The 12,064-nt window shown below is 62.7% G+C and carries 14 protein-coding genes; 11 read left to right on the forward strand and 3 right to left on the reverse strand.

Features of this window, described 5'->3' with window-relative positions; genetic code table 11:
* Window positions 1-3 precede the first annotated feature (3 nt).
* Genes AC1RZR_RS28715 through AC1RZR_RS28725 form a run of 3 tightly spaced genes read right to left on the reverse strand, consistent with a single transcriptional unit; the run spans window position 4 to window position 2,737 of the window.
* Window positions 4-969, reverse strand: coding sequence for a PDR/VanB family oxidoreductase (locus AC1RZR_RS28715; RefSeq protein WP_481826714.1), 966 nt, complete (start codon window positions 967-969; stop codon window positions 4-6).
* The gene (locus AC1RZR_RS28720; protein ID WP_477273804.1) at window positions 966-1,562 is read right to left on the reverse strand and encodes a dimethylamine monooxygenase subunit DmmA family protein; all 597 of its coding nucleotides are present in this window, start codon (window positions 1,560-1,562) and stop codon (window positions 966-968) included. The genes AC1RZR_RS28715 and AC1RZR_RS28720 overlap by 4 nt, the downstream gene beginning before the upstream one ends.
* A gap of 41 nt (window positions 1,563-1,603) precedes the next feature.
* Window positions 1,604-2,737: an aminomethyl transferase family protein gene (locus AC1RZR_RS28725; protein ID WP_477273801.1), complete on the reverse strand. Its 1,134-nt coding sequence runs from the start codon at window positions 2,735-2,737 to the stop codon at window positions 1,604-1,606.
* Window positions 2,738-3,025: 288 nt separating this feature from the next.
* Between AC1RZR_RS28725 and AC1RZR_RS28730 the strand changes: the two genes are divergently transcribed.
* The 11 genes from AC1RZR_RS28730 (at window position 3,026) to AC1RZR_RS28780 (ending at window position 12,062) form a co-directional block, all read left to right on the forward strand.
* Window positions 3,026-3,313, forward strand: a complete 288-nt coding sequence (locus AC1RZR_RS28730; protein WP_481826715.1) for a hypothetical protein — start codon at window positions 3,026-3,028, stop codon at window positions 3,311-3,313.
* A 12-nt stretch (window positions 3,314-3,325) separates the two neighbouring features.
* Entirely contained in the window at window positions 3,326-3,703 is a 378-nt protein-coding gene (locus AC1RZR_RS28735; protein WP_481826716.1) for a hypothetical protein, read from the forward strand.
* A gap of 15 nt (window positions 3,704-3,718) precedes the next feature.
* Window positions 3,719-3,880 carry a hypothetical protein gene (locus AC1RZR_RS28740; protein ID WP_477273795.1) on the forward strand — a complete coding sequence of 54 codons (162 nt, stop codon included), beginning with the start codon at window positions 3,719-3,721 and terminating at the stop codon, window positions 3,878-3,880.
* 14 nt (window positions 3,881-3,894) lie between these two features.
* A complete protein-coding gene (locus tag AC1RZR_RS28745) occupies window positions 3,895-5,289 on the forward strand; it encodes an APC family permease (protein ID WP_477273793.1) in 1,395 nt (464 codons plus the stop codon).
* 45 nt (window positions 5,290-5,334) lie between these two features.
* Window positions 5,335-6,024 (forward strand): hypothetical protein, encoded by a 690-nt coding sequence (locus AC1RZR_RS28750; protein ID WP_481826717.1) that lies wholly within the window; start codon window positions 5,335-5,337, stop codon window positions 6,022-6,024.
* On the forward strand, window positions 6,021-6,350 hold the full coding sequence (locus AC1RZR_RS28755; RefSeq protein WP_481826718.1) for a hypothetical protein: 330 nt from the start codon (window positions 6,021-6,023) through the stop codon (window positions 6,348-6,350). Before AC1RZR_RS28750 ends, AC1RZR_RS28755 begins: the two co-directional genes overlap by 4 nt.
* Before the next feature lie 85 nt (window positions 6,351-6,435).
* Window positions 6,436-7,332 (forward strand): class II glutamine amidotransferase, encoded by an 897-nt coding sequence (locus AC1RZR_RS28760; protein WP_481826719.1) that lies wholly within the window; start codon window positions 6,436-6,438, stop codon window positions 7,330-7,332.
* Between the two features lie 4 nt (window positions 7,333-7,336).
* Entirely contained in the window at window positions 7,337-8,068 is a 732-nt protein-coding gene (locus AC1RZR_RS28765; RefSeq protein WP_481826720.1) for a GltB/FmdC/FwdC-like GXGXG domain-containing protein, read from the forward strand.
* Between the two features lie 6 nt (window positions 8,069-8,074).
* The gene (locus AC1RZR_RS28770) at window positions 8,075-9,403 is read left to right on the forward strand and encodes an FMN-binding glutamate synthase family protein (RefSeq protein WP_111546931.1); all 1,329 of its coding nucleotides are present in this window, start codon (window positions 8,075-8,077) and stop codon (window positions 9,401-9,403) included.
* Between the two features lie 51 nt (window positions 9,404-9,454).
* Window positions 9,455-10,762: a type III glutamate--ammonia ligase gene (gene glnT, locus AC1RZR_RS28775; protein WP_481826721.1), complete on the forward strand. Its 1,308-nt coding sequence runs from the start codon at window positions 9,455-9,457 to the stop codon at window positions 10,760-10,762.
* 46 nt (window positions 10,763-10,808) lie between these two features.
* Window positions 10,809-12,062 (forward strand): sarcosine oxidase subunit beta family protein, encoded by a 1,254-nt coding sequence (locus tag AC1RZR_RS28780; RefSeq protein WP_481826722.1) that lies wholly within the window; start codon window positions 10,809-10,811, stop codon window positions 12,060-12,062.
* The last annotated feature ends 2 nt before the right edge of the window (window positions 12,063-12,064 follow it).

Raw genomic sequence — 12,064 nt, forward strand, 5'->3', positions numbered from 1 at the left:
CTCCTATCTTTCCAAAACCAGCGACCGGCCCTCGAAGCGCGACACGCACGGCATGATCTTGCAGCCCGAGCGGTGGTCTTCCTCGCTCAGCCAGTGGTCGTTGTGGATGAACTTGCCGTCCGAAGAAATGACATTGGTTTCGCACTGGCCGCAGACGCCGCCACGGCAGAGATAGGGCGGGTCGACGCCGGCCGCCTCGATCGCTTCGAGCAGGCTCTGTTGTTCGTCGACGCGGATCATCTTGCCGCTGACGGCAAGCGTCACGTCGAACGGCAGTCCGGGCTGGGGTGCGGCGAAATGCTCGAAATGCACGGTCTCCGACGGCCAGCCCAGAGTGGCGGCGCGATCACGCACCCAGTTGATCATGCCGGCCGGGCCGCAGACATAGAGATGCGTGCCGAGCGGCTGTGAGGACAACAGGCGGTCGAGCTCGATGCGCTCGTCAAGGTCATCATGATAGAGCCGCACCCGGCGGTCGTAGCGCTCGCGCAGCACATCGGCATAGGTGCCGAGCGAGGCGGTGCGGCAGGTGTAGTGCAGTTCGAAATTGCCGCCTTCCGCCGCCAGTTGAGCGGTCTGCGCCATGAACGGCGTGATGCCGATGCCGCCGGCCAGCATCAGGTGCTTTCTGGCGCGCAGGTCGAGCGAGAACAGATTGACCGGATAGCTGACCACCATCTCATGGCCCGGCCTGACATTCCTGTGCATGAACAGCGAGCCGCCACGGCCGACATCGTCGCGGCGCACGCTGATCGTGTATTCGCGCGTGTCGAGCGGCGAGCCCGTCAAAGAATAGGGATTGAGCCGGGTGCGTTCGCCGTCGCGCATCTCGACGACGACATGGGCGCCGCCGGAAAAGGTCGGCAAAAGTTGGCCGTCGCGGCGGCGGAAATGAAACCGGGTGACCAGGTCGTTGACCGCGACGACATCGCTGACCACGACATCAAGCTTGGTGGTGCCGGTGCTCATCGGAAAATCTCCTCCATCGGAGGAATCTCGCTGCGGTCCTCGGCATTGATGCAGACGCCCTGGAACGCCGCGATGCGCCTGGAATAGTGATCGCGAACCAGAAGCAGCAGGCCACAATGCGCGCATGTCGCCGGCTGCGTCGTCACGTTCTCGGTGATGCCCTTGCAGTGCACGCACTGCATGCGCCGCGCCAGCGAGCCGCGATGCTCGGTCTGGATCGAAGTGTGGTCGATGCCGGCCTCAAGGGCCACCTGCATGGCCTGGCCGATCAGCCCTTCGGTGCCGGATAGGTAGAGGCGCAGCCCCATATGCGCATTGGCCAGCGTCTGCCTGAGCCGCGGCAGCAGACTGGCAAAGGACGGCGCCTCATGAAATTGCGCCGGCATCAACGCTTCGAGCGCGGCAGCATGCTTGCCGTCAGGGCCGGGAATGAAGACGATTTCTGCGCCGTCGAAAAACCCTGGCGGGGCTCGTTCGGCCATTTCCGCTATCGCCAGTGCCCCTTCCGCATCCGCCACGAAAAGATGGTGCTTGCCGGGCTGTGGGGACAGGGTTCCGTAAACGGGCCGGCTGATGATGCTTTTGGCTGCCATTTAAGTCTTCGTGCCTCGAACCCCTCGCTGTTGATTATGCCTCAACCTTTTGCCGTGCGCTTGGTCTTCTTCGGGTCGTCGAACGGAAGCGGCTGCGCGGTCGCCTTGATGGCACCGCTCTTGTTGCGGATTTCGAGCTTGGTGTCCTTGACCGCGCAGTCGACATCGAGCCGGGCGATGCCCATCGATTTCTTGACCAGCGGCGAATACATGGCGCAGGTCACCACGCCGACCCTCTTGCCGTCGCGATAGACCGGCGCGCCCTCGTCGGCCGGCTCCTTGCCGTCGAGCAGAACGCCAAAAATCTTGAAACGTTCCTTGCCCTTGAGGCGGTAGTGCTCCTCAGCGCCGCGGAACCCGGTCTTGCCGGGACTGACCGTGAAGTCGAGGCCGAGCTCCCACAGCGTGTCGCCGGGACCTTCATTGTCGAACGGGTATTTCTGCGAATTGTCGTAGGGGTAGAACAGCAGGTAGCTTTCGACGCGCAACATGTCGAGCGTGGTGAAGCGGCACGGAATGATGCCGGCGCTCTTGCCCTCGTCGAGGATCCTGTCCCAGATCGTGCCGGCATCCTGGCCACGGCAGAAGATCTCGTAGCCGCGCTCGCCGGTGTAGCCGGTGCGCGAAATCATCACTGGAAAGCCGAACAGCTGCGTCTGCATGTGATGGAAATAGTTGAGATCCCGAATGCCGGGCACATGCTTGGCCAGATAGTCGACCGATGTCGGGCCCTGCAGCGACAAATCGTGCAGATTGTCGTCGAAGCGCAATGAGACGTCACGCCCGACGGACGCGCGCTGCAATTCCTCATGTCCGGTGCCCGAGCCATGCACGACCATCCAGGCATTCGGTCCTGTGCGGTAGAGGATACAGTCGTCGGTGAATTTTCCGGCCTCGTTCAGCATGCAGGCATAGGCCGACTTGCCGGGATAGATCTTCTCGACGTCGCGCGTCGTCGCCAGGTCGATCAGATGCGAGGCGTGCGGCCCGGTGATGTGGACCTTCTTGAGACCGGAAACATCCATCAGCCCGGCCTTGGTGCGGATGGCGATGTACTCCTCATCGGCATCCTTGTCGTAGGTCCAGGCGGTTCCCATACCGCTCCAGTCTTCGAGCTTCGAACCAAGCGCGCGATGGCGATCCGCCAGGGTCGAAAATCTCCAGGATGCCGTCATCCGCTCGTCCTCCGTTTCGAAAAATCTTTTTGCTGTTCCCTGCCCCCTGCGCAACGGCGGGAGCTTTGGCCGAATATTGACCGCAAACATTCGGGCGCCGCAATACCCATAAGCAATTAATTTCATTGTCAGGCAAAATTCGTTGCGCGAAGCAAACAGTTAACGCCGCGTAAATTCGCCTTGACAATTGCGGAATTCGGCCTGAATTTATGAAAAAAATTTCACTCTCTTGAAAGAGGGCGACGCACGGTGGATTCGGAACCGGGCGTCGGAAAAAGGGGAAAGCCGATGTCAGACATGCAGCAGCGCATCGAAGCGCTGTACCGCTCCGACGTGCGCGGATCCGTGCTCCTGATCGTCTGCCTGTGGGCGACGATCCTCTTCGTCCTCCTCATGACGTGGCCGTACATCCCCAATATGGGGATCAGGGTGGTCGTCGCCGCCGCGGCCGCCGCCGTGCTGATCTTCAACACCGCGGCGATCCTGGCGATGGTCAATCACTACAAGGAAGACAAAGACTTCATCTACGGGCTCGACATCAAGAACGCCGATGCGTTCCGCAACCGCAAGTCCTGAGGGGTAGAAGAGATGCCGCGCTATACACCGCCGGAGCAAAGCAAGGCCGGGCAGATTTTCGATATCGTCGTGGTCGTGGTCGCCATTTTCGTGGCGCTGTGGCTGCCCCTCAAGATGGGCCTCGCCGGTGCGGCGAAGTCCATCGACGCGCTCGACGCCAAGACCTGGGAAGCGCTGGGCCAGAACCCGACCATGGCCTCGATCTGGGAAAAGCTCGGCTACACGCCCGAGACCGCGCACGACATCATCCAGAACCGCTTCCACTATGTCATCGACTGGCCGACGCTGATCGTCATGGCCGCGGTGCTGATCGGTTATTTCGTCTTCCTGTTCCGCGCATCCGACCGCGAATACCGTGACGTCATCAACGAAAAATTCGACGACAAGTAATCCGGGGACACGATCATGTGGATGGCACTCTCTTACGCATGCTGGGGCATCTCGATCGTGCTCGCTTTGTGGATGCTCTACGACTGGTTCAAGATCGACACGACCTTCTCCGAAGAGGTGCTGACCTCGTCGCGCGAAGGCGAGCTTGAGGCCGTTTCCGAAAAACACCGGATCTGAGTGGGGATTGAACAATGACGGTCACACTTGAACCGGCAGTCCACGGAGACAGGGTTTCACTGCTGCGCGTGCTTGGCCCGGCACATGTCTGGGCGCTCGGTGTCGGCATCGTGCTCGTCGGCGAATTCACCGGCTGGAACTTTGCCGCCGACAAGGGCGGCGCACTCGCCGCGCTGATCGTCTGCTGGGTCGTCGGGCTGCTCTACACCTCGGTCGCGATGATCGATTCCGAGGTGACATCGACCGTGGCCGCCGCCGGCGGCCAGTATGCGCAGGCCAAGCACATCGTCGGGCCGCTGATGGCCTTCAATGTCGCGTTGTTCCTGGTCTTTGCCTACACGATGCTCGAAGTGTCCGACGCCATCCTGCTCGGCGACACCATCGTCGCCAAGGCGGGGGTCGAAGGGCTCACCCACAATTCCTTCATCGCCGCCACCATCGTGGTGCTGGCGTGGCTGAATTATCGCGGCGTGCTGATGACGCTCAACGTCAACTTCGTCATCACCGCAATCGCCTACATCTCGATCGTCATCCTGTTCTTTTCGGTCAGCCCGTGGACGCAAGGAGCGGTGCTGAAGCTCAATGAACTGGTCACTCCCGGCAACGCCCTGCCCTATGGCTGGATCGGCGTCATCGCCGCCTTCCAGTTCGGCATCTGGTATTATCTCGGCATCGAGGGGACCACGCAGGCGGCTGAGGAAGTGCGTTCGCCTGCGCGCTCGCTGCCTTACGGCACGATGGCCGGCATGATCACGCTTTTGATCGCCGCCGCCATGACCTGGTATGTCTGCGCTTCGATGATGCCGTGGGAGTATCTCGGCATCACCTACTACCCGCTGTGGGACGCCGGCAAGCTGACCGGCAGCCCGCTGCTCGAGAACCTGCTGTTCATCGCGACACTGCTTGCCGCGCTGGCCTCCGCAAATGGCTGCATCAACGACGCGGCGCGCGCCTGGTTCTCGCTCGGCCGCGACCGCTATCTGCCGACCTGGTTCTCGGCCGTGCATCCGAAATATCGCACGCCCTATCGCTCGATCCTGTTCCTGCTGCCGATCGCGCTCGCTTTCGCCTTCATCGCCGACCTCAACCAGGCGATCACCTTCTCCATCCTGTCGGGTGTGCTGCAATATACGTTCATGAGCATCAACATCATCATGTTCAGGAAGAAATGGCCGCTCGGCTCGATCCGCCGCGGCTACACGCATCCGTTCCATCCGCTGCCGGCGATCGTGCTGTTCTGCCTGTGCGTGGTGACCTTCTTCGCCATCTTCCTCGGCTTCGGCTCGCAGCTGATCGCCATGGTCGCCTTCTATTTCCTGATCTCGCTATGGTTCCATTTCTACCGCTACAAATTCGTGCGGCGCGGCGATCAGTTCACCATGCCGTGGCCGAAGCCGCAGGGTTATTGATGGGAGTAGGCCCGTCCGAATCCCGGACGGGCCTGGCATGATAAAATGTCCGAGGTGACATCAGCACTGCTTGCCGGGGCAATTGTCCTGGCCCTTGTCCTCCACCTTGCCTGGCTGGCACGCGCCAGCCGCAACAGGGCGTCAGTGGCGCTCGCCATCGACCATGCCAGCATTCGTACCGTCATTGCCGACGCAGCTGATGTTTCCGACGGCACCGCGGGTGTCATCACCTGGGAGGGTTCCTGGAACGGTCGGCGCGTCCAGCTGCGCACCATCGTCGATACGCTGGCAACGCGAAAACTCCCGGCGCGCTGGCTGAGCGTCTCGATCACCGAGCCCGTGTCTGTGCCCGGCACCTTCGACATGATGATGCGGCCGGGCTCGCCGACGACCTTCTCCAATTTCGATCATCTCGACCATACCCTGCCGAAGGCTCCGGGATTTCCAGCCGAGGCCGTGCTGCGCACCGACCGCAGGGGTGCGCGTTTTCCGCAAGGTATCATCGCCAGCCATACCGGGATCTTCTCCGAAGGGCGCGCCAAGGAACTGCTGATCACGCCCAAGGGGATACGCATTGTCTGGCTGCTGGCCGAGGCTGAGCGGGCGCGCTACGGCGTCTTCCGGCAAGCCGAATTTGGTGATGCGACACTCGATCCAACGCTGATCGAGAGACTGCTGGTGTCAATGTCGGCGCTTCGCGACGCCATCAACCAAAGCGAACGGCAAGCCGCATGACCAATTCCGCCACCGCCTCTACCCCTCCTAGCCCGTATCTGGTTCTCGGCGCGGCAATCGTGCTGCCGGCAAGCGGACACGTCATGCTCGGCGTGCCGGTGCGCGGCCTGCAGTTTCTTTTCTTCATGGTGATCCTGGCGTGGGTCACCGCCAAGATCGCACCAGCGGACGCCAGCTTCGTCGGACGTCATGCCGGCGGCTTCCTGATCTATGCGCTGTCGATCCTCGACGCCTACAAGATCGCCCGTATCCGCACCGCCAAATGGGTTCACAATGCCCAGCGAGGCAACGATAGTGCGCAGAGCGGCATTGAGCCGCATACGTAACTAGAGGAAAATTTTTTTCATGTGATTGAATTCGGGGGACTCATTCGATACATCATCTCATAGCTGTAAACACCGGGAGGCTGACATGTGTGGAATTGTCGGACTGTTTTTGAAGGACAAGGCGCTCGAACCCCAGTTGGGCTCGATGCTGTCGCAGATGCTGATCTCGCTCAGCGATCGGGGTCCGGACAGCGCCGGCATCGCCATCTATGGCGCGCCTTCCAGGAATGAGGCCAAGATCACCATCCAGTCGGCCAAGCCGGAACGCGATTTCCACGGCCTCGAGGCTGAACTCGCCAAGGCCATCGCCACGCCGGTAACGATCGCCGTGAAATCCACCCATGCCGTGGTCAGGACCACGCCGGCCAAGATCGACGAGGCGCGCGAAGCCATCCAGGTGCTGCGCCCCGACATCCGCATCATGGGCGCCGGCGACGTGGTCGAGATCTACAAGGAAGTCGGCTTGCCTGAGGCAGTCGTCGACCGCTTCGACGTCCGCAGCATGACCGGCACCCACGGCATCGGCCATACCCGCATGGCGACGGAATCGGCGGTGACGACCATGGGCGCGCATCCGTTCTCGACCGGCGCCGACCAGTGCCTAGTGCACAATGGGTCACTGTCCAACCACAACAATGTCCGCCGCGAACTGATCCGCGAGGGCATGACCTTCGAAACCGAAAACGACACCGAAGTGGCGGCCGCCTATCTCTCGTCGCAGATGGCGCATGGCAAGAATCTGGGCGAAGCGCTGGAAGGCACGCTCTCCGACCTCGACGGATTCTTCACCTTCGTCGTCGGCACCAAGAACGGTTTTGGCGTGGTGCGCGACCCGATCGCCTGCAAGCCCGCCGTGATGGCCGAAACCGACCAGTATGTCGCCTTCGGCTCGGAGTATCGCGCGCTGACCAAATTGCCCGGCATAGACAATGCGAGGGTCTGGGAACCCGAGCCTGCAACCGTCTATTTCTGGGAGCATTGAGTTCATGCCGGCAACCAAGCTTTCAAAGACGGCGGCGCCCGACCACGCATCGAGAATCTTCGACCTCGACCAGATGTCGCTGCGCGAACTCAACCAGGCGCTGCACAATCTGGCTCCCGGCTCGAATGAAACGGCATGGGAAGTGCTGAACCCGAAAGGCAATCATTCGGTCGCCGTCGGCGTCGACCAGCCTGTTGCCATCGATGTGCGTGGCAGCGTCGGCTATTACTGCGGCGGCATGAATTCCGGCAGCACCATTACCGTACATGGTTCGGCGGGACCCGGCGTCGGCGAAAACATGATGTCGGGTTCGATCACGGTGAAAGGCGATGCCAGCCAGTATGCCGGCGCCACCGGCAAGGGCGGGCTGCTGGTCATCGAAGGCAATGCCTCGTCGCGTTGCGGCATCTCGATGAAGGGCATCGACATCGTCGTGCACGGCAATATCGGCCACATGTCGGCCTTCATGGCGCAGTCCGGCAATCTGGTGGTGCTGGGCGATGCCGGCGATGCGCTGGGCGATTCCATCTACGAGGCGCGGCTGTTCGTGCGCGGCAAGGTCGACAGCCTCGGCGCCGACTGCATCGCCAAGGAGATGCGGGCCGAACATCTGGAACTGCTGCAGGGCCTGCTTGATCGCGCCGGCGTGACCGGCGTCAAAGCGGCAGAGTTCAAGCGCTACGGCTCGGCGCGCACGCTCTACAATTTCAATATCGACAACGCCGACGCGTATTGAGGCAGCATGACCTACAGGAACCCGCCGACGACGCCGCGCAAATCCGCGACCTTCGACGACTACACGCTTTCTGAAATCCGCCGCGCCGCGGCGACCGGCATCTACGACATCCGTGGCGCCGGCGCCAAGCGCAAGCTGCCGCATTTCGATGACCTGCTGTTCCTCGGCGCCTCGATCTCGCGCTATCCGCTCGAAGGCTATCGCGAGCGCTGCGACACCAGCGTGGTGCTGGGTTCGCGCCATGCCAAGAAGCCGATCGAGCTGAAGATCCCGATCACCATCGCCGGCATGAGCTTTGGCTCGCTGTCCGGCCCGGCCAAGGAGGCACTTGGGCGCGGAGCGACGCTGTCAGGCACCTCGACCACGACAGGCGATGGCGGCATGACCGAGGAAGAGCGCGGCCATTCGAAGACGCTGGTCTATCAATACCTGCCGTCGCGCTACGGCATGAACCTGCGCGACCTGCGCCGCGCCGATGCGATCGAGGTCGTCGTCGGCCAGGGCGCCAAGCCGGGCGGCGGCGGCATGCTGCTCGGCCAGAAGATTTCCGACCGCGTCGCCGAAATGCGCACGCTGCCGAAAGGCATCGACCAGCGCTCGGCCTCGCGCCACCCCGACTGGACCGGGCCCGACGATCTCGAGATCAAGATCCTCGAACTGCGCGAAATCACCGACTGGGAGAAGCCGATCTACGTCAAGGTCGGTGGCGCCCGCCCCTACTACGACACCGCCCTTGCCGTGAAGGCCGGCGCCGATGTCGTCGTCGTCGACGGCATGCAGGGCGGCACCGCCGCGACGCAGGAAGTGTTCATCGAGAATGTCGGCCAGCCGACGCTCGCCTGCATCAGGCCGGCGGTGCAGGCGCTGCAGGATCTCGGCATGCACCGCAAGGTGCAACTGATCGTCTCCGGTGGCATCCGCAACGGCGCCGACGTCGCCAAGGCGTTGGCGCTCGGCGTCGATGCGGTCTCCATCGGCACTGCTGCCCTTGTCGCGCTCGGCGACAATGATCCGCGTTGGGAAGCTGAGTATAACGAGCTCGGCACCACGGCCGGCGCCTATGACGACTGGCACGAGGGCCGCGATCCGGCCGGCATCACCACGCAGGACCCGGAACTGATGAAGCGCGTCGACCCGGTCGCCGCCGGACGCCGGCTGGCGAACTATTTGAAGGTGATGACACTGGAAGCTCAGACCATCGCCCGCGCCTGCGGCAAGAACAGCCTGCACAATCTCGAACCCGAGGACCTCGTCGCGCTGACGATCGAGGCAGCCGCGATGGCCGGCGTACCGCTGGCCGGCACCAACTGGATACCGGGGAAGAACGGCTTCTAATCAAGAAGGGCCGAAGCCCACCAACAATCGACAAAAAAATGGGGAACTTCCGTGACAGCTGATCTTGCAGAATTCGCAAGGGCGAAAAACGTCAAATATTTCATGATTTCCTACACCGACCTGTTCGGTGGCCAGCGAGCCAAGCTGGTGCCGGCGCAGGCGATCGCCGACATGCAGAAGGACGGCGCCGGCTTCGCCGGTTTCGCCACCTGGCTGGATCTCACGCCGGCGCATCCCGACATGCTGGCGGTGCCGGATCCGGATTCGGTCATCCAGCTGCCGTGGAAGCCGGAAGTCGCCTGGGTCGCCGCCAACTGCATCATGGACGACAAGGAGGTCGACCAGGCGCCGCGCAACACGCTGAAGCGACTGATCGCCGAAGCTGCCAGTGACGGCATGCACGTCAAGACCGGCGTCGAGGCAGAGTTCTTCCTGATCTCGCCGGACGGCAAGACAATTTCCGACGAATACGACACCGCGTCGAAGCCCTGCTACGACCAGCAAGCGGTGATGCGCCGCTATGATGTCATCGCCGAGATCTGCGACCACATGCTGGCGCTCGGCTGGGGCGCCTACCAGAACGACCATGAGGACGCCAACGGCCAGTTCGAGATGAACTGGGCGTTCGACGATGCGCTGGCGACCGCCGACAAGCACTCCTTCTTCAAGTTCATGGTCAAGTCGATCGCGGAAAAGCATGGTCTGCGCGCGACCTTCATGCCCAAACCCTTCCAGGGCCTGACCGGCAATGGCTGCCATGCCCATATCTCGGTCTGGGACAAGGCCGGCAAGACCAATGTCTTCGCCGACAATTCGATGGAGCTCGGGCTGTCGGCCAAGGGCAAGAATTTCCTTGGCGGCATCATGAAGCATGCCTCGGCACTTGCGGCGATCACCAACCCGACGGTCAATTCCTACAAGCGCATCAACGCGCCGCGCACCATTTCGGGCGCCACCTGGGCGCCGAACACCGTGACCTGGACCGGCAACAACCGCACCCACATGGTGCGCGTGCCCGGCCCCGGCCGCTTCGAACTGCGCCTGCCCGACGGCGCGGCCAACCCTTACCTCCTGCAAGCGGTCATCATCGCCGCCGGCCTCGACGGCATTCGTTCGAAGGCCGATCCCGGCAAGCGCTACGACATCGACATGTACCAGCACGGCCATACGGTGAAGGGCGCACCGAAGCTGCCGCTCAACCTGCTCGACGCCTTGCGCGAGTTCGACAAGGACAAATCGCTGAAGGCGGCGCTGGGTGAGGAATTCTCGTCGGCCTACCTAAAGCTGAAGCACCAGGAATGGAATTCCTATGCTTCGCACTTCACGCAATGGGAGCGCGACCACACGCTGGACATCTAGGGATATCTAGCAGCCTGCGTGGTGCGAGCGACCTCGGAATGAACTGATGAAATACTCGATCTTCTCGCTCGCCCGCGCCGCGCTCTCCGGCCACAAGAACTGGCAGCGCACCTGGCGCGATGCCACGCCGAAGGACCGCTACGACGTGGTGATCATCGGCGGCGGCGGCCATGGCCTGGCCACCGCCTGGTTCCTCGCCAGCGAGTACGGCATCAAGAATGTCGCCGTGCTCGAAAAAGGCTGGATCGGCTCCGGCAATGCCGGCCGCAACACCACCATCATCCGCTCCAATTACGGCCTGCCCGGCAACACCGGCTTCTACGAATTGTCGATGAAGCTGTGGGAGCGGATGGAGCAGGACCTCAACTACAACACGATGGTCAGCCAGCGCGGCGTCATCAACCTCTACCACTCCGATGCGCAGCGCGACGCCTATGCGCGGCGCGGCAACACCATGCGCATCAATGGCATCGACGCCGAACTGCTCGACCTCGCCGCGGTCAAGAAGATGATCCCGTTCCTGAACTTCGACAATGCGCGCTTTCCGGTGCAGGGCGGGCTACTGCAACGGCGTGGCGGCACGGCGCGCCACGATGCCGTGGTCTGGGGCTACGCCCATGCGGCAAGCGCGCTCGGCGTCGACATCATCCAGAACTGCGAGGTGACCGGCTTTGTCCGCGACGCCAACGGCAAGGTGACCGGCGTCGAGACCTCGCGCGGCAAGATCGGCGCCGGCAAGGTCGGCATGGCGGTGGCCGGCAGTTCCTCGCGCGTCGCGGCGATGGCCGGCCTGCGCCTGCCGATCGAGAGCCATGTGCTGCAGGCCTTCGTCTCCGAGGCGATCAAGCCGCTGATCCCCGGTGTCATGACCTTCGGCGCCGGGCATTTCTACGTCAGCCAGTCGGACAAGGGCGGGCTGGTCTTCGGCGGCGACATCGACGGCTACAATTCCTACGCCCAGCGCGGCAACATGCCTGTGATGGAGGATGTCTGCGAAGGCGGCATGGCGCTGATGCCGATGATCGGCCGCGTGCGCCTGCTGCGCCAGTGGGGCGGCATCATGGACATGTCGATGGACGGCTCGCCGATCATCGACAAGACGCCGGTCGATGGGCTCTACCTCAACGCCGGCTGGTGCTATGGCGGCTTCAAAGCGACGCCGGGATCAGGTCTTGTCTTTGCCCATCTGCTGGCCCGCGACACGCCGCATGAAGAAGCCGCACGGTTCCGCCTCGACCGCTTCCGGCGCGGTGCGATGATCGACGAAAAGGGCCAGGGCGCCCAACCGAACCTGCACTGAGG

Source organism: Mesorhizobium bavaricum (assembly GCF_056781655.1).